This is a genomic window from Mesorhizobium sp. 113-3-9 (assembly GCF_016756515.1).
In the GTDB taxonomy this organism is placed as follows: Bacteria; Pseudomonadota; Alphaproteobacteria; order Rhizobiales; family Rhizobiaceae; genus Mesorhizobium.
Map to the genome: position 1 here is coordinate 3,513,905 of NZ_AP023246.1, position 17,722 is coordinate 3,531,626.

Annotated in this window: 17 protein-coding genes; 9 read left to right on the forward strand and 8 right to left on the reverse strand. The window is 63.6% G+C overall.

Annotated features, from left to right (window positions below):
* Window positions 1-135: 135 nt before the first annotated feature.
* Window positions 136-390, reverse strand: coding sequence for a hypothetical protein (locus MesoLj_RS17075; protein WP_244735465.1), 255 nt, complete (start codon window positions 388-390; stop codon window positions 136-138).
* Window positions 391-713: 323 nt separating this feature from the next.
* The gene (locus tag MesoLj_RS17080) at window positions 714-1,616 is read right to left on the reverse strand and encodes a protein-L-isoaspartate O-methyltransferase family protein (RefSeq protein WP_202326823.1); all 903 of its coding nucleotides are present in this window, start codon (window positions 1,614-1,616) and stop codon (window positions 714-716) included.
* A gap of 345 nt (window positions 1,617-1,961) precedes the next feature.
* On the opposite strand from MesoLj_RS17080, the gene MesoLj_RS17085 reads away from it, so the two are divergent.
* From MesoLj_RS17085 to MesoLj_RS17115, 7 genes are all read left to right on the forward strand, one after another.
* On the forward strand, window positions 1,962-2,921 hold the full coding sequence (locus MesoLj_RS17085; RefSeq protein WP_202326824.1) for an AraC family transcriptional regulator: 960 nt from the start codon (window positions 1,962-1,964) through the stop codon (window positions 2,919-2,921).
* Window positions 2,922-3,244: 323 nt separating this feature from the next.
* The gene (locus tag MesoLj_RS17090) at window positions 3,245-3,913 is read left to right on the forward strand and encodes an outer membrane protein (protein ID WP_244735467.1); all 669 of its coding nucleotides are present in this window, start codon (window positions 3,245-3,247) and stop codon (window positions 3,911-3,913) included.
* Window positions 3,914-4,121: 208 nt separating this feature from the next.
* The gene (locus tag MesoLj_RS17095; protein ID WP_202326826.1) at window positions 4,122-4,946 is read left to right on the forward strand and encodes an outer membrane beta-barrel protein; all 825 of its coding nucleotides are present in this window, start codon (window positions 4,122-4,124) and stop codon (window positions 4,944-4,946) included.
* A gap of 155 nt (window positions 4,947-5,101) precedes the next feature.
* Complete coding sequence (locus tag MesoLj_RS17100) at window positions 5,102-5,530, forward strand: VOC family protein (protein ID WP_202326827.1); 429 nt, start codon at window positions 5,102-5,104, stop codon at window positions 5,528-5,530.
* 139 nt (window positions 5,531-5,669) lie between these two features.
* Complete coding sequence (locus tag MesoLj_RS17105) at window positions 5,670-6,287, forward strand: C39 family peptidase (protein WP_202326828.1); 618 nt, start codon at window positions 5,670-5,672, stop codon at window positions 6,285-6,287.
* Window positions 6,288-6,303: 16 nt separating this feature from the next.
* Window positions 6,304-7,383 (forward strand): D-alanine--D-alanine ligase family protein, encoded by a 1,080-nt coding sequence (locus MesoLj_RS17110; RefSeq protein ID WP_202326829.1) that lies wholly within the window; start codon window positions 6,304-6,306, stop codon window positions 7,381-7,383.
* Between the two features lie 184 nt (window positions 7,384-7,567).
* Window positions 7,568-8,041, forward strand: a complete 474-nt coding sequence (locus tag MesoLj_RS17115; protein WP_202326830.1) for a helix-turn-helix transcriptional regulator — start codon at window positions 7,568-7,570, stop codon at window positions 8,039-8,041.
* Window positions 8,042-8,054: 13 nt separating this feature from the next.
* Here the strand turns inward: MesoLj_RS17115 and MesoLj_RS17120 are convergent, their stop codons facing one another.
* The 3 genes from MesoLj_RS17120 to MesoLj_RS17130 all read right to left on the reverse strand — a co-directional run bounded on the left by MesoLj_RS17120 (window position 8,055) and on the right by MesoLj_RS17130 (window position 10,562).
* Window positions 8,055-9,002, reverse strand: coding sequence for an oxidoreductase (locus MesoLj_RS17120; protein ID WP_202326831.1), 948 nt, complete (start codon window positions 9,000-9,002; stop codon window positions 8,055-8,057).
* Window positions 8,999-9,868, reverse strand: coding sequence for an SDR family NAD(P)-dependent oxidoreductase (locus tag MesoLj_RS17125; protein ID WP_202326832.1), 870 nt, complete (start codon window positions 9,866-9,868; stop codon window positions 8,999-9,001). The genes MesoLj_RS17120 and MesoLj_RS17125 overlap by 4 nt, the downstream gene beginning before the upstream one ends.
* Before the next feature lie 124 nt (window positions 9,869-9,992).
* Window positions 9,993-10,562 carry a TetR/AcrR family transcriptional regulator gene (locus MesoLj_RS17130; RefSeq protein ID WP_140771287.1) on the reverse strand — a complete coding sequence of 190 codons (570 nt, stop codon included), beginning with the start codon at window positions 10,560-10,562 and terminating at the stop codon, window positions 9,993-9,995.
* 173 nt (window positions 10,563-10,735) lie between these two features.
* Here MesoLj_RS17130 and MesoLj_RS17135 point away from each other — a divergent pair, with 173 nt between their 5' ends.
* Window positions 10,736-12,703 (forward strand): AI-2E family transporter, encoded by a 1,968-nt coding sequence (locus MesoLj_RS17135; RefSeq protein WP_202326833.1) that lies wholly within the window; start codon window positions 10,736-10,738, stop codon window positions 12,701-12,703.
* 128 nt (window positions 12,704-12,831) lie between these two features.
* Here MesoLj_RS17135 and MesoLj_RS17140 read toward each other — a convergent pair whose 3' ends face one another.
* Entirely contained in the window at window positions 12,832-13,995 is a 1,164-nt protein-coding gene (locus MesoLj_RS17140) for an MFS transporter (RefSeq protein WP_202326834.1), read from the reverse strand.
* 21 nt (window positions 13,996-14,016) lie between these two features.
* Window positions 14,017-15,318: an FAD-binding oxidoreductase gene (locus tag MesoLj_RS17145; protein ID WP_244735469.1), complete on the reverse strand. Its 1,302-nt coding sequence runs from the start codon at window positions 15,316-15,318 to the stop codon at window positions 14,017-14,019.
* 204 nt (window positions 15,319-15,522) lie between these two features.
* On the opposite strand from MesoLj_RS17145, the gene MesoLj_RS17150 reads away from it, so the two are divergent.
* Complete coding sequence (locus MesoLj_RS17150; protein ID WP_202326836.1) at window positions 15,523-16,428, forward strand: LysR substrate-binding domain-containing protein; 906 nt, start codon at window positions 15,523-15,525, stop codon at window positions 16,426-16,428.
* A 247-nt stretch (window positions 16,429-16,675) separates the two neighbouring features.
* On the opposite strand, the gene MesoLj_RS17155 is transcribed toward MesoLj_RS17150, so the two are convergent.
* On the reverse strand, window positions 16,676-17,677 hold the full coding sequence (locus tag MesoLj_RS17155; protein ID WP_202326837.1) for an aldo/keto reductase: 1,002 nt from the start codon (window positions 17,675-17,677) through the stop codon (window positions 16,676-16,678).
* Window positions 17,678-17,722: the final 45 nt, after the last annotated feature.

Consider the following 17,722-nt stretch of genomic DNA (forward strand, 5'->3'; position numbering starts at 1 on the left):
ATAAAGCGACGTCGCCAATGACAAGAAAGTCGTTTCCCTACCTTTGCGACCAGCGAAGGAACTTGAAGCGGGGCGGGCTACGCGGAAGCCACGTATCGGCGCTCCGTAGGCTTGTGGACGCGCCCCACGAGCCCGTTACGCCGGGACGCCGATCAAGAGCTTGATCTTCGAAAGCCTGGCGCGAGCCAGCTTGCGGATCGATTTCTCGAACCCTTCCTTGCCGCTTTCGATGACGAAGACCAATGTCTTGAAGTCCAGCATGAACTCGTCCACCGCCGCTGTGATCTCCTGCGACCTGCCCTTGAAGCGGCGCAGCAAAGCGGTCGCTTCTTCGATGCTGTCGCCGCCGGCGCCGTCGACGAGTGCTTCGAGCCTCTTAAAACTGTCCAATTCAATTCCTCCCTGACCGCGCCACAAACCCGGTCAGCAGTGGAAGGTTCCAGCTCGGAGCGGTCCCGCGAAAAGAAAATCGCTTCCGCCGTTTGAATTGCCGAGGTCCAGCCTCTGTCAGCATTCTTTCGACTTTGTTGGAACCTCCGTGGTCATTAGGGGTTGTCATTGCGTCTGAACCCCCGTCAGACATCTGGAAGCTCAATATCAGCTTTCCAAAGGCCCGCTGGATCCCCTCCTGGCGGGCCTTTTGTTTGAAGCTTGTTATTTGAAGCCTGGGCCGAGGGCTGGCCACCCAATGGCGCGCCGACCAGTGCGGTGGGCTACGGGCCGTTATGCGTGCCCTTTATGGCGTCGCCTTCGAGCTTGGTGAACGGCACGAAGGACAGCGTGCCGCCATTGTAGATGTCGGCGCGCGTGACCTGGAACGTACCGTCAGCTTCCTGGTGCTTGGTGACCTTCAGCACATGCTGGGCGCCGGGCGGGCCGACCGGAATGACCATCATCCCGTTCGGCTTCAGCTGCTGCAGCAGCGGTGGCGGGATATGGTCGATGCCGCAGGTGACGATGACCTTGTCGAACGGGGCTTCTTCCTGCCAGCCATAATAGCCGTCGGCGTTGCGGGTGGTGATCGCCTTGTACTCGGAATAGCCCCTGGCGATCAGCGCGTCGTAGAGCGCGCGCGTCCTTGCCGCCAGCGGCTTGATGATCTCGATCGAGAACACCTTGTCGGTGAGGTTGGACAGATAGGCCGACTGGTAGCCGGAGCCGGTGCCGATCTCGAGCACCTTGTCGCCGGGCTTGATCTCCAGCGAATTGGTCATGCGCGCGACGCTGTGCGGACCGGTGATCGTCACGCCATAGCCGATATCGAGATAGTGCCACTCATAGGCGCGGCTCAGATTGGCCTTGGTGACGAACTCCTCGCGCGGCGTCATCAGATAGGCGCGCTTGTCGCGCAGGTCCCAGATATCCTTGTGAGCGAGCAGGGCCTGGAAGCGATCCCAGCGCTGGCCGAGGAAGCCGGCATCCTCGCCCCGGTTCTTCCTCATCCAGTCGATGAAGCCGGCGCGGCTGTCCATCGCCGGCATGGCGTTGGGATCATAGGCTACCGGCACATTGGCCTCGGCGGGCCCGGCCAGCAAGGTTGCGGCGGCGCCAAACAGGAATTGCCGGCGGTCGACGCGCAAGCGCCTGACCTCGATGCGTGTCTGGCGATCCTTCATGGCAGGATACCCCGCGGCTGACAGGTCAGGCCGAGGATCGTCCCGATCCGATGGTTTGACAACCGGGCCGGTCCATACATTTCGGTAAGATCGGCGAAAGGCGCAAGTACGGGCTCAACCACCGCGAGTGTATGAAGGTCGCGCGGTGGAGATGATTCCCGCGCGCCTGTATATTTCCGATTGTTTTGAAATTTCGAACGCCGGCTCGGGGAATATCGACTGAATTCTTGACCGGTACAGCAATGAAATTGTCGCGCAAGGCATAAACATCGCCAACTCTGGACAAGACGCAAGCAAGTTTCATACGGTGCATTTCCTGGAAGGCGCGGGAAGGGCCGGTTATTTTTGAAAAAGAACGTCTTCTCGTCGGTCGACCTGCCATCACATCTCGACGATCAAGCACGGTTCGCGCTCTGGCAGGATATCCATGTCGCGGAGATCTGGTCGGTCGAATATGCCATCTCGGCCAACCGGCCGTTCGCCGCGGCCATCGAGGCGACGGCGGTCGGGCCGCTGGTGCTGGGACAGATGGCCGGAACGATCCAGCATGCCAGCCGCAAGGCCCGCAACATCGCCGATGACGGCCGCGACGGCTATCTCCTGCTGATCAACAATGGCGATACCACGCTGAGCGGCGCCCAGGCCGGCCGCGACTACAGCGTCGGCAAAAACGAGGCCGCGCTGGTGTCGGCCTCCGAAGCGCTGGAAATGAGCGGCGGCGACAGCAATGTGTGGGCCAACATCGTCGTCCCGCGCGAGATCCTGGAGAATGCCTTCGCCCGTGTCGAGGACCGGCTGGCACTGACTGTCGCGGCCGACAATGAGGCGCTCGGCATGCTCAGGCGCTATTGCAATTTCCTGGCGGCAGGCCCGGCCCTGGTCTCGCCCAACCTTGTCACCCATGCCACCGAAACCATCGTCGACCTGATCGGCCTGGTGACCGGCGCCAAGGGCGATCCCGCCGAACTCGCCGGCATGCGCGGCCTGCGCGCGGCGAGGCTGCAGGCCATACTGGACAAGATCCGCGACAATTTCGCCGATCCCGCCATCTCGGCTCAGCAGGTCGCCCAGCAGTTGCGGCTTTCCGTGCGCTATGTCCATGACCTCCTGCAGGAGACCGGGGTGAGCTTCGCCGAGCGCATTCTCGAATTGCGCCTGCAGAGGGCCCACCGCATGCTTAGCGACAGGCGCAACGACCGCATGCGCATCAGTGAAATCGCGCTGCTGAGCGGCTTTTCCGACGTCTCCTATTTCAACCGCTGCTTCCGCCGCCGCTTCGGTTCGACGCCGAGCGGCGCCAGATAAGGCAACTCGAGGAAAAGCGTGAAACGGCTTTCCCTTGGGATAGTCGGAGTTCGCCGTCGTCGTAAGACGGTGAGCCGCTCGACCACATCGGACCCTTGGTCTCATCCGGCCGGTGCGGAACGGCCACACGGGGCGGGAAAGCACCACGGCACGCTCGAAGACAAGTCCGGTGCGGTCCAGCCCAAGACGAAGGACGGCGAACAATGCGAGACACGCGATGTATCGTCGCGAAGCACTTCCGCCGTGGCGAGCATCTCGGGGACCGCGCACAAGCAATGAAAACGATACTTCTCGCCACAGCCTTCTTTCTCGGGCACGTAGGCATGGCTTCAGCCGCCGACGCCGGCCTGCCGGTCTCGACCGCCTACAACTGGTCCGGTGGCTATATCGGCGCGCAGGCCGGATACGGATGGGACGACGCAAGGGTTGGCCAGACTTTCACGCCTGACAGTTTTGGCGGCTACGGCTGGGGCTACGGCAGCCTTTCGGGCGGCTTCGGCGGCCTATATGCCGGCTATATGAAGCAGTTCGACGGCGGCCTGGTCCTCGGCGTCGAGGGCGATTACAACTTCGCAAGTCTCAAGGACACGACCAGCTATCAGGCGCTGGGCGTCGACGATCCCGGCTTCGGCGGTGTGCTGGAACTGAACTCGATCGGGTCCGCCCGCCTGAGGGCCGGTTACGCGATGGATCGGTGGCTTCCCTTCGTCACCGCTGGCGTGGCGATGGCGCACTACAAGCACAGCACCGTCTTCCTTCCGAGCGGAGATGTCTATGCCGATGTCGAGGACACCATCGCGGGCTATGCGCTGGGCGCCGGCGCCGAATATGCCGTCAGCGACAATTGGGTGGTCCGGGGCGAATATCGCTTTGCCGACTTCGGCCGCCACATCTCCATACGGCACTCGACCTTCGATGGGGCTGCGGTGAATCCCGATGCGATCGAACTGAAGACGCACGATATCCGGCTCGGCATCGCCTACAAATTCTGAACGGTGTCTCGGCTGATGCCGAATGGCCACACCGGTGCGCCAAGTGTGGCGGCGCACTCCAGGACAATTCGCATGCGGTCCAGCCCAAGACGCGGCACGGCGAACGATGCAACACGGGAAGGCCCGTCAGCGCCGGCCACGGTATCGGCCAATTGACGGTCATGTCGCCGGACGCGGGGTCCGGAACGCATATCTTTCGGGGTTCTCAATGCATCGCTTTTTACTTGTCGTCGCTTCGCTGGCCGCCACGACCTCCGCTTTCGCGGCGGACGCCCTGTCGCCGCTGGCCGCCGAGACGGCGGCGACGCCGCGGATTTCGGGTTACGGCGAACTCTATCTCGGCGGGCTGCGCTTTGTCGGCGACGATTATACGACCCGGTCCGGCGGTGGAGCAGCGCGCGTCAACATCGCATTCGCGCAGCGCTGGAACCTGCAGGGCGACCTGACCTACGACCGCATATGGGGTCACTACGACCCCCTCGATGACACACGCGGCGCGGTCCATGGCTTCTATCGCGATCCCGACCGTTTTGCCGCCGGCATCTTCGCGGCCTACACATCGTTCGGCTTCGGCGACGACGTGACCGCCTACAACTATGCGGTCGGTCCGGAAGCCCAGCTCTACCTCGGTAACCTGACCCTTTACGGCCAGGCCAGTCTCGGCCAGCTCACCGTGAACGATTTTCACGGCGACCAATGGGGCGTGCGCGGCGTGGCGCGCTATTTTGTCCAGAAGAATCTTCGCCTCGATGCGGAGCTCGACTTCAACCAAACCGACTATAACGGCACCAGCGAGAACGTGATCGGTGCCGCAGTCCAGGCGATGTACCGGTTCGACGAAACGCCATGGGGGGTGTTCGGACGCTACGAATTCGAACAGAGGAAGTTCGAAACGTCCCCCGAGGGCCTCAAGTCCAACAAGTTCGTCATCGGCCTGCGCGCCAGCTTCGGCAGTGACACGCTGTTCGACGAAGACCGCAACGGCGCCACCATGGACACTTACCGGTCCTCCTCGGTGATCAACACGAAGTGACGCGGCGGGCCGAGCGCGGCGGATAGTGTCCGCCGCGCAGGGCCAGCTCGAGGGAGATCCAGCGAAACCAGGCAAGGCATGTCAGCTGACACCGTCGCCCGTATTGACGGCGCCCGGTCCGAATCTACATTCGGGGCTTTGCGAGGAGGATTTGCATGGAAACCCAGGAGTTGCATCGCGGCCGGCTCATCGACCATATCCAGCTGGTGGTAAGGGATCTCGCCGCCAGCCGGCGTTTCTACGAGGCGATCCTGCAAGTGCTGGATGTGCCGATCGGCGGGACGGCAGCGGATTATTTCTGGTGCGACGAGTTGTTCATCTCCAGTGCCGACAGCCGCGCCGCGCTGGGACAACTCACCGGCCGTCACCATCTGGCCTTCCAGGCAAGGGACCACGCGATGGTCGACGCCTTTTACAAGGCCGGATTGGCGGCCGGCGGCAAGGACAATGGCGCGCCAGGCGAGCGGCCCTATCATCCCGGTTACTACGCCGCCTTCCTGCTCGATCCGGACGGCAACAACATCGAGGCCGTCCATCACGGTCCGCACACGCGCAGTACCGCTTCGGTGAAGATCACCTTCTGAGAGACTGTCTGGCTGAGAGACTGTCTGGACATACCACCCTGGCGGCAAGAGCGAACTCGAAGCACTCTCCAAGCGTCGGCTTTTCTTTGATATCGTATCCTCGTATACGAGACCGGAATGAGCCGCCTCGAGGATTCGCATGAGCCCGTTGCCTGAAGCCGTGCCGTTTTTCAGCCAGTGGGAAACGCCCGACATGACGCTGGCCGTGATCGCCAATGGCGCCCAGGCCGCGTTGCGGCGCGATCCGCTGTGGCGAGGATCAGGCGCGGATACGCTCGACGAATACGCGGTCTGGGCCGACAACATCTGCGGCATGGCGTGCCTGAAAATGATCCTGGCGACGCGGGGCGAGATCGTGCCGACGATCGAGCTGGCCAGGCGATGCACTGGATATGGCGGATATGTCGTCAATGAAGGCTCGATCAAGGGCCTGATCTACGCGCCTTTCGTGACCTTCGTGAAGGCGGAATTCGGCCTGGAGGCGCAGGTGATGACCAATGTCGCGACATCGGACATTCCGGCGATCCTCGGGCAGTCGCGCTTCTTCATCGCTTCGGTCAGCAGCTCGATCCGCTGGCCCGAGCGCGAGCCGCCCTCGAAGGGCGGCCATCTGGTGCTGGTGACAGCGGCATCGGATGATGGTTTTCGCTTTCACAACCCATCCGGCCATACCAGCGCCACACAAGAGAACGCAGTGTTGGCGCCATATGATTTCGACCGTTTCTTTGCCAATCGCGGCATTGCCGTCGCCATTTGATTTTTGAGGGGTTTCAATGACCGGGAAGACAAGAGTTGCCATCCTCTATGGCGGGCGCTCGGCCGAGCATGAGGTGTCGCGCCTGTCGGCGGCCAATGTGCTGAAGGCAATCGACCGGACGCGCTACGAGGTGGTCCCGATCGCCATTACCAGGGACGGCAGATGGCTGCTGCAACCGTTGTCCGAGCCTGGCGGCGATGGGGCAGGGGCCGAGATATCGGAAGACGGTATCGAGGTCGCCCTGTTGCCAGGCGGCAAGGGACGGCTGGTGGCCGTGCCGCACGGTGGCACGCAGCATGACCTGCCGCCGGTCGACGTCGTTTTTCCCGTGCTGCACGGGCCGTTCGGCGAGGACGGCTCGGTGCAGGGCTATGCCGAGGTCGCCGATGTCGCCTATGTCGGCTGCGGCATCCTGGCCTCCGCCGTCGCCATGGACAAGGACGTCGCCAAGCGGCTGATGCGCGAGGCGGGGCTCGGCGTTGCCCGCTCCGTGACCGTGCATCGCAACGATAAAGGTTCGTTCCAGGAAATTGCCGGCGCGCTTGGGCTGCCCTTCTTCGCCAAGCCGGCGCGCCAGGGCTCGTCCTTCGGCGTGAGCAAGGTGAATGACAGGGATGGCTTCCAGCAGGCCGTCGAAACGGCCTTCCGCTATGATGGCAAGGTGCTGATCGAGGAGTTCGTCGAAGGCCGCGAAATCGAATGTTCGGTGCTGGAGCGGGCCGACGGCTCGCTCACGGTGTCGCTGCCCGGCGAGATCATTCCGGCCGGCAAACATGGCTTCTACACCTATGAGGCCAAATATCTCGACGCCGACGGCGCGGTGGTCCAGGTACCCGCCAACGTGCCGGCCGCGGTTGCCGACAGAGCCAAGGAGATGGCCGCGCAGGCTTTCCGGGCGCTCGGCTGCGAGGCCATGGCGCGCGTCGACTTCTTCCTGCGCGCCGACGGTTCGCTGCTGGTCAACGAGGTCAACACGCTGCCGGGCTTCACCGACATTTCGATGTACGCCAAGGCGCTGGCGGCGATTGGAATCGGCTACAGCAGGGTTATCGACGTGCTGATCGAGCACGCGCTGGCAAGGTACGCGGCGCGGTGAGCCGACTGATACCGTTCGGGAGCAACCTCCGCCCGCGCTTGCTTCCGGGTGGAAACCGACGGCAATCGCTTTGACAGGATGTACAGATGCTCCTGTGCGGTATCATTTTTATGATCCCGTACGGTAACAAAGTGGCTTTGATTTCATCCCGGTAAAGCTTATGCTCCCGCTCGGGATCGGAATCATGACCAAGACCACACAGACACCCCCGCCTGAAAGCGCTGTCGAAATCGCGCGCCGCGCCGCACGATCCGCCCCCGCCGGGCAGGGGGATTTGTTCGGGTCGCTGGCGCCGGCCGCCCCGGCTGACGGCGTTTCGAATAAGCATGATGGGAACCTTGAGGACCCCCGCGACGACTCCAGGCCTGTCCGTGCATCGCTGCCGCGGCGGCTTGCTTCGGTCCGCGACGATGACGGGGACGCCTTGGCGCAATCGGTCTTGCAGGACAGCGCCATAACGTCGCCGGCGGATCTCGGCCGGCTGGTGCGCGCGGCCCGTAAGCGGCGAGATTTCTCCCAGCAGCAGTTCGCCGATCTCGCCGGGGTCGGCCGGCGCTTCCTGTCGGAGTTGGAGAACGGCAAGCCGACGCTCGAACTGGGGAAAGTCCTGAAGGTTGCCGGCGCTGCCGGGATCACGCTGTTTGCCAGGCAAGGCTGAGCTGACGGGTGCGTCAGGCTCCGCCCGGCCAATCAACACCGGTCAACTCCCGCGACACGTCCCAAAGGCGGGAGGCGACGGCAGTGTCGCGCGCGTGGCTGCCGATCCTTGCCTCGCCGACCGCGCCCTTCAGTTCGAACAGACCTTGCGGACCGTAATAGCCGCACGGCTTCGCATCGGGCGCGGTCGCGGCGAACAGCGTCGGCAGCGCGCCTGCGGCAGCCGATTGCGAAAGAACCGGCGCGAGCAGCACGCCGAGCCAATCGAAGGGTGAAGACCCGCCGCCGCGCCCCATGCGCGGACCGCTGGTCTGCAGGTCGGTGAGAGCGTAGCCGGGATGAGCCGCATTGCTCAGCAAGCCCCAGCCATTGATGTCGCTGCGGCGCTGCAGTTCGAAGGCGAACTGGATCATGGCGAGCTTGGACTGCGCGTAGGCGGCCCAAGGCCTGTAGCGCTTTTGCCATTGCAGATCGTCGAAATGGATCGCCGCCTGGATGCGGTGGGCGCCGCTGCTGAGATTGACGACGCGCGTCCTGTTGCCCTTGCGCAGCATCGGCAGCAGGCGTCCGGTCAGGGCGAAGTGACCGAGATAGTTGGTGCCGAATTGCAGTTCGAAGCCGTCGGCGGTTTCGTGGTGGGTCGGCGGGGTCATGACGCCGGCATTGTTGACCAGCAGGTCGATGGCCTCCCATTCGCCGGCGAGCTGGCCGGCGAAGGCTTCGACCGAGGCGAGGTCCGCGAGGTCGAGATGGGCATAGCGCACGGCAGCGTCGGGAACCGCGGCCTGGACGCGGCTCAGCGCATCCTTGCCCTTGGCTTCGTTGCGCCCGGTCATCAGCACGTCCGCGCCGGCTTGCGCCAGCGCCAGCGCCGTCTCGTAACCAAGGCCGCCGGTGGCGCCTGTGATCACCACCTTGCGTCCCTGCTGGGGCGGGATGTCGTGCGTGGTCCAGGCGCTCACGAGTGGCCATCCCGCGACAGGAAGGAAAGGTCGACACCCTCGATATCGATGGAGGTGCTGACCGGCGCCCATTCCGTCGCCGCCTGCTGGCGCGCGGCTTCGGCCTGGGCAAAGACATGCAAGGCGTCGCTGCCGAGGATCAGGTGAGCGGGCAAGGCATCGCGGCTGGTGAGATCGACGATGACATCGGCGACCTTTCGCGGGTCGCCAATGGCATTGCCGACATAGGCCTTGAGCATGCCGAGCACCGCGCCGACGGGTGGCTCATAGTCGGGCAGCAGGGCCGGCGCGGCGGCCAGGGCGGTGGCTCCCCAATCGGTGCGCATGCCGCCCGGCTCGACCGAGATGACCTTGACGCCGAAGGGGGCGAGTTCCAGCGCAAGCACTTCAGTGAGGCCGCCCACCGCCCACTTTGCCGCCTGGTAGGCGCCGAGGCCCGGCGTGGCCGTCCGCCCGCCGACCGAGGAAATGTTGATGATATGGCCCGAGCGCTGGGCACGCATGACCGGGATGGCCGCGCGGGCAAGATTGACGACACCGTAGAGGTTGGTCTCGATCTGCGCCCGGAAATCGGCCTCCCCGGTCTGCTCGAACGGGCTGATATGGCCGAAGCCGGCGTTGTTGACGAGAACGTCGAGGCGTCCGAACGTCTCCAGCGCAAAATCCACCGAGGCCTGCGCTGAGGCGGGGTCGGTTACATCAAGCGCGAAGCCGCGCAGATGCCCGGCGTAGCGCCTTTCGAGATCGGCGAGGCGAGTGACATCGCGCGCCGTCGCCACGACGCTGTTGCCGGCGGCAAGCGCCGCCTCGGTGATATCCAGCCCCAGTCCGCGGGCGCTGCCGGTGATCAGCCAGACTTTCGACATTGTCTTTTCCTTTCGGTGTGTTGGCAAATAAACGAGTGATTAGGCACTCATTCATTCGTGTTGATTTGGTCGCAGATTTGCGGTGGTCATGATCCGTGTGGTGCTGTTTGAGACCCGCCCGGAGCTACTTGGAGATACCGCTCCAGAAAAACGCGAAGCCGGCCTCCTTGTAGTGTTCGCGTTGCCGGGGATCGCGGGCGATGAATTCGAGCGTCGTCTCCGCGAGGGCCTCGAAAATGCCCCCGGCAAAGGCCATCGAGCAGCCCTTCAGCCCGCCGTCGTCGAGGCTTTCCTCGATCATCCTGTTGATGTCGCCGAAGGCCGCGTTGCCCTGCCGCCTGCTCTGCTCGGTGATCCGCTCCGAGACGCTGAGCTGGCGCATGGCCTTGCGCTTCATGGGAAATTTCGCACCCCAGTCGATGAAGTTGTTCCAGACGTGGCGGCTGCGCTCGCGCACGCTGGCCTGCGACGGATATGAAGTCAGCAAGGCGTTGCCGAGGCCGGTCTTGATCTCGAGGTAGAGCTGGTTGAGCAACTCATCCTTGCTGGCGAAGTAATTGAAGAGCGAGCCTTCGGAGAGGCCGGCCTCCCTGGCGATCTTGGCCGTGGCCGCGCCGGTTCCAAGCGTCGCCACCAGTTCGGTGGCCGAGGCCAGGATTGCCTGACGTTTTTCTTCGCTGAGGGGGCGTGCCATGTCCAAGCCATTTGAGTGAGTGGTCACTCATTTATTGACGTGTGCACAAAATGTCAAGCGTGTGGGAGCCATTCGGACCGGCGCCCGTTGGGGAGCAGCGCATTGCCGCCGGCCAAGGTTGCACGCCGGCTCAATATGTCAGACCATGGCCGTTGGCAGGGGAGATGTACCAGGTGGCGAACAATCGTCGGAATGGAATGGCGTCGCAGGGGCTGGACGACATTCTTTCGGCCGCCGCGCCCCACCCGCGAACATCACTGCCAAATGTGGCGACCACCGTCACCACGGTGGCTGCGCTGTATTTCGGGCGCGAGGTTTTCCTGCCGATCGCCATTGCACTGCTGCTGACCTTCGCGCTCGCGCCCTTGGTTTCGGCGCTCAAGCGGGTGGGCATTCCCCGGATCGCCGCTGTCATCGCCAGCGTGCTCGCCGCCTTCGCGGCACTTGCCCTGTTCAGCTTCATCGTCGCCACGCAGGTCAGCGAACTGGCGCAGAACATCCCGGTCTATCAGACCAACATCCTGGCCAAGATCCGCTCGCTCAAGGAAACCGGGGTCGGGGGAGGGATCATTTCGAGATTGAGCGGCGTGGTCGAGCGTGTCGGCCAGGAGATCGACAGGCAGGACGCCACGCTGCCGGCCGCCACGCCCGACAAGCCGCCGCGCGAGCCGGTGCCGGTCGAAATCGTCTCGCGCGAAAGGCCGCTCGAAGTCCTGCAGAACATCGTCGGTCCGCTGATCAGCCCGCTCGGATCGGCCGGGCTGATCATTGTCGTCGTCATCTTCATGCTGCTCGAGCGGGAGGATTTGCGCGACCGCTTCATCAGGCTTGTCGGCTATGGCGACCTTCATCGCACCACCGAGGCGCTTCAGGATGCCGGCAAGCGCGTGGGCCTCTATCTGCTCATGCAATTGGTCGTCAACATCGTCTACGCCATACCGATCGCTATCGGGCTGTGGATCCTCGGCATTCCCAATGCCCTGCTTTGGGGGTTGCTGGCGCTGGCGCTGCGTTTCGTTCCCTATATCGGCCCGGCCATCGGCATGCTTTTGCCGCTGTTCCTGGCGCTGGCCGTGGCGCCCGGCTGGGAGCTGGTGCTGTGGACGGCCGCGTTGTTCGTGGTGATGGAACTGGTCACCGGCAATGTCGTCGAGCCCTGGCTCTACGGTTCGCGAACCGGGCTGTCGCCGCTGGCGATCATCGTGGCGGCGATCTTCTGGACGTGGCTGTGGGGGCCGCTCGGGCTGGTGCTGTCGACGCCGCTCACCGTCTGCCTGGTGGTTCTGGGCAGGCACGTGCCGCAGTTCGAATTCCTCGACGTGCTGTTCGGCAACGAGCCCGTGCTGGAACCTCACGCGCGGCTCTACCAGCGGCTTCTGGCCGGCGATCCGGACGAAGCCACTGATCATGCCGAGGAGATGCTGGAAGAAAAGTATCTGGTCGAGTTCTACGACAAGGTCGCCATTCCGGCCCTTCTGCTGGGCGAGCGGGACCGTGTGCGCGGCGTCATGGGTGACCTGCAAAGACGGCAAGTGGCGGCCAGCGCCCTGACGCTGGTGGCCAATCTGGAGGACGAGGCGAAAGAGGAAGCGGGTGAGGAGGATGAGCAGGCCGAGGAGGCGGGCGAGCCCGGCGACGCCGCCGATGAGGACGCGGCCGACCTGCCAGACGGCACCGGCCTATCGGTGCTTTGCGCCGGCGGGCGAGGCGAGCTCGACGATGCCGCCGCCGCGATGCTGGCGCAGGTGCTGGAAGTCCAGGGCGCGGCCGCGTCGACGGCGGGCTTTGCCGACATGGAACCCGCCAGCATCCGCCGTCTTGAGCTCGAAGCCATCGATACGGTCGTGGTCGGCTTCCTCAACCGCGATTCCGTCAAGCATGCCCGCTTCCTGGTTCGCCGGCTGAAGCGGGCGAAGGCAGCACTTCGGGTGGGCGTCGTGTTCTGGTCGGAGACCGGCAACGGCGACAAGGAGGCGACCGCCAGGCTGGCCCAGGACATCGGCGCGGATTTCGTCGCCCATGGCATGGTCGGCGCGGTGACGGGCGCGCTGTCGAAAGAGCCGCCGATTGCGTTGAAGCTCGTCGCCAAACGGCGCCGGCCACGCGCTGCCCCTAGGAAGGTGGCTGCCGCGGCGGCTTAGGGGTGAAGCCAGCCAGATGGTTCAGCTCTGTCATTTCCTGAACGAGGATGCGGAGATGAGTGCACCGGAGGCCGTCGTGTCGTTAAGTTGACGTCCGCCCGACGGACGGAAATGCGGGAATGTCCGCGTTACCTGATTGGAGCCACCATCGGCGGCGGGAGGCGGCTGATCTTGTGGAGTGGCCAAAGGAGGAGAGGGCAAAGGAGGAGCGCGGCAGCGCCAAAATCGAGCGCGACGGCCGCGGTGCCGGCACAGGCAGCAAGTTTTCCACCGATCGCCGGCCCGGCGAGCATGCCGGCATAGTAGACGGTGTAGAACACTCCCATCCCGATCGAGCGCGTCTGCTGATTGAGCACGCGCGTCGGCAAACTCATGATCGCGCCGGCAGGCAAGCCGCACACGATCCCAATGGCTATGACGAGGGGCAGCACCGGTCCGTTTCGCGACAGAAGCAGCATCAGGAATGCAAAGGTGACACAGCCCGCGATGAGGACCGCGCCGCCGTGTTTGGTGCGATCAGCCAGGAAGCCACCCAGGGGGACCGAAAGCGCCGCCAGCCAAAGCACGATGCTGATCGTCGATCCCGCCGACGGGTTGGACCACCCGCGTTCAACGAGCATCGACGGACCGAAACTGAAGACCATTGCGAAGCCGACATTGTAAAGGCACCAGATCAGGCCGGCGGCGACGAGAGCGTAAGTTACCCCTGCCGAAATGCCGCGGCGTTCACTTCCACTGAAGGGTGGCACCTCTGGCGAGCGATAGATGAAGATCATCAGGCCGATACCGACGACAATCAGGACCGAAACAGCAATGCCGACGGCGGTCGTCCCGAATGTCGTCCCGATTGCAGGCAACAGCATGAGAGCGATGGCGATCCCCGCTGGCCAAGAGTTGATGTAGATGGCCATGGCGGTTGCGATTTCCCGGCCGGCAAACCATTCGGCGACCATCTTTGTCATCAGGACATTCAGCAGAATGCCGCCAGTGCCACCGATCAGTCGACCGCCGATTTGCAGGTTCCAGGACGTCGACGCCGTGGTCAGCATCTCACCCGCCAGCATCATCATGAGACCGGCGAGAACGGTCGCCTTGTCGCCGTAGCGCTCTCCGATGGCCGCGCCAGGCAGAGCCAACGCGATCCCCGGCGCAAGATAGAGACCAATTAGAATGCCGATGTCGGCCAGGTTCACGCCGGCAAGGGGCGCGACGGCGGCAACGCTCTGAAACTGAAACGCCATTGCGGTGCGGGCGACAAACAAGACAGCAAGGATCGTCCAGCGACTGCGCACGGGTTCCCCACAGATTCCGGGCTACGCAGGCCTGATGTTTTGGTTCAACCGGAAGAAATTGGTCGGATCATATTGCTTCTTTATGGCGGCAAGGCGCGCATAGTTCTCGCCATAGGCATCACGCACGCGCTCATCGCCCTCATCCCCGAGATTGTTGGCATAGACACCGCCGGTGGAGAATGGTCGGACCGCATTCCACAGATCGCGTGCCCAGCGCATATTCGCCTCGTCATCGGCAGGATTGTCCCAGATGGCGATCGGGAAGCAATCGAGGGCGGCGTCGCGGTTGGCATAGGGGGAGTGCGACGCGGGCACGCGAGCGATCGCTCCGCCGACCTGCTGGAAAACCAGCAGGGACGAGTGGTTGGGAGCCTTCGCGTAGGCATCCAGCAGCGCCTCGATCGCGCCATCGCTGATCTCGCGCAGGAACTGCGCCTTCCAGTAATAGCGTCGCCCGCGTGGAAAAAGGCTATCGCCCGCCGATTGAATCCGAAGATAAGGAATGGGCTGAAGGCGGCTTTCGACAGGGGATCCGAATTTCATAAGCGGTGCGATGACAGGCTCGCCCTCCTCGGGTGGCCCGACATAGCAGGCCGAGATGCTGAAGGCACGATCGCCAGAGGGCAGTGTCACGAGCGCGGCGTCGACGCTCACCTCGTCGGGGGCGTCGCGGGAGAATTTGTCGTAAAACCGCATGGCCTCGCGCGCATGATCGAAGACGTGCAGCACCGAGCCCACGAGAAGGGCCGGGCCGACCGTGTGCAGCCGGTATTCGAACGCCGTCACGATGCCGAAATTGCCGCCGCCGCCGCGCAAGGCCCAGAACAGGTCCGGATGCTCGCCGGCGCTTGTGCGCAGCAATTGTCCGTCGGCCGTGACGATTTCAGCGGCGATCAGGTTGTCGCAACTCAGGCCATGCTTGCGCCCGAGCTTGCCAAAACCGCCACCCAGCGTGAGGCCGGCAATGCCGGTGTCGCTGTTGACGCCCATGGTCGTCGCGAGACCGTGCGTTTGCGTGGCCGCGTCGAACTCGCCAAGGTTGACACCGGCTTCGGCCCTTGCGATGCGGCGCTCGGGATCGACAATAATCTTCTTCATGCGAGATAGGTCGATCACTATCCCATCGTTGCAGACCGACAGGCCGGCGACATTATGGCCGCCGCTGCGAACGGCTACGAGCCAACCTTTTGACCTGGCATGGCTCACGGCATGAACGACGTCGTCGGAATTGGCGCAAAAGACGATTGCGCCAGGCCGCTTGTCGATCGCTCCGTTCCAGACCGCGCGCGCCTGATCGTAGCCAACGTCCGTCGGCAATACCACTTCGCCTTGTAAGTGCTGTCGCAGTTGTTCGAATGTCGTGCTCGGAGAATGAGGTCGGCCCGACAGCGTATCGGTCTGCCTGGGAATCTCCATCGTTACCGCCCTTGGCTCCAGCGAGACGATCATGGTCTCACAGGGGCCCGATCTTCTGCAAAGGCAAAATTCTTAGCTGGCAGATGAGGGGAATTCATCTAGATTGCCGATGTGAGCAACCGTCCGCCCCTCCGCGCCTTGCGCGCTTTCGAGGCCGTAGCCCGGCACGGCAGCTTCAAGGCCGCCGCCGCGGAACTCGGTGTGACGCCGACGGCGATTAGCCACCAGGTCCGCTTGCTGGAAGAGATATGCGGTTGCAAGCTGCTTCAGCGCCGGCCGCGACCGCTCATGCTGACGGGTGCGGGAGCGCGGCTGTTTCCGATCCTTCGCGACGGCTTTGATCTTCTTGCAGGTTCCCTTACCGCAGTCGCCGAGCCCGATGCTCAAGCACCATTGCGGGTGACGAGTCCGAATGCCTTCGCGAGCCGATGGCTGGTGCCCCGGCTGCCGAAATGGCGGGAGGCCAACCCTGCGGTGCCGCTGGAGATCATCGGCACGGATGTGGTACTCGACCTGCGCGCCGGCGCCGCGGACGTGGCGATCCGCTATGCGCGTCGCCCGCCTATAGGCTTTGCAGCGCAAGAGGTGTGCCGCGATTCCTTCTTTCCCGTTTGCAGTCCACGATTGCTGGCAAGCGATGGACTGGCGATAGAGCGTGCCGCGGATCTCTTGCGTTATCCCCTGATCCATTTTGACTGGATGAACCGGGATCCGGACGCTCCTACCTGGCGCCGCTGGCTCGCGACGGCCCGTTCAATCGATCCGGACCTCAATCCCGACAAGGGTTGGGACTTGAGCTTCCGCGAGGAACTGCATGCGATCGACGCGGTTGTCGCCGGGCAAGGCATTGCGATCTGCAGTGACGTCGTGGTTGGCCGTGAACTGGAAAACGGCTCGCTCGTCAAAGCGCATCCATTGTCTCTGCCGGGCTACAGTTTTTATGTCGTATGGATGCATTCCAGTCCGCGGTCCACGATCATAGAGTCTTTCTCGGCGTGGACGAGAACCGTCATATGAGATTGCCGGCTTGCCGCTGAGGAACAGCGTTCATCCGCTGAAGGGCGCTGAGGTTGGGCGGGTGGCTATGTGTTAATTACGAGAAGGAGGATCGGCACCTTGCTTCGGCAGCGAGCTTGGAGCCGGAGCAATTACGAAGCCAGACAATCAACTGGTCAGTCTTGTCCCTACGGCCTGATAAATTTCGATCGAATCGAATAGGCTCCTTCTCGTCCGAGGACGGTTCCCTCGTTTCGCAACTGTCCCTCTACCGGTCCAGCATCGCCATGCCGCGCTCGCCATAGCGTGGGCCGGAGATTTTTCCCGGCGCGAGCGCTTCGTCGAGCGCGGCCATTTCGGCGGCGTCGAGCTTCAGCGAGGCGGCGGCGATATTCTCCTCCAGGTATTTTCTGCGCTTGGTGCCGGGGATCGGCACGATATCGACCGCGAAATCGCTTCCCTTTTGCAGCAGCCAGGCTAGTGCGACCTGACCCGGCTTGACGGCCCGGGCGGCCGCGACGTCGCGCACCGTGCTCGCCGCCTCGACATTGGCGTCGTAATTCTCGCCCTGGTAGCGCGGGTCGTTGCGGCGGTAGTCGCCTTCGGGATAATCCTCGGCACGCCTGACGTCGCCGGTGAGAAAGCCACGGCCGAGCGGCGAGAACGGCACCAGGCCAATGCCGAGTTCACCGAGCAGGGGGATGATCTCGGGCTCCAGATTGCGCTCCCACAGCGAGTATTCGCTCTGCACGGCCGAGACGGGATGCACGGCATGCGCGCGGCGAATGTTGGCGCTGCCTGCCTCCGACAGGCCGAAGAAGCGAACCTTGCCCTCGTCGACCAGTTTGGCGACCGCGCCGGCGACATCCTCAATCGGCACCGCCGGGTCTACGCGATGCTGGTAGAGGAGGTCGATATGGTCGGTGGCGAGCCGGCCGAGCGAGGCTTCCACGGCTTCCCTGATATGGCCGGGCCGGCTATCGACCCCAACCTGCTTGCCGTCTTCGATGCGAAAACCGAATTTGGTGGCGATGGTGACATGGTCGCGCTTGCCCTTCAGCGCCCCGCCGAGCAGGGCCTCGTTGGCGTACGGGCCATAGACCTCGGCGGTATCCAGGAAGGTGCAGCCAAGTTCAATGGCCCGGTGCAGCGTGGCGATGGACTCGGCCTCGTCCGCCGGACCATAGGACTGGCTCATGCCCATGCAGCCGAGGCCGATAGCCGAGACTTGCAGCCCCTGGCTGCCGAGTTTTCGTGTGGCGAGGGTCATGACTGGGCTTCTCCGGTTGCAAGCTTCCCGGATTATATAGGGCCC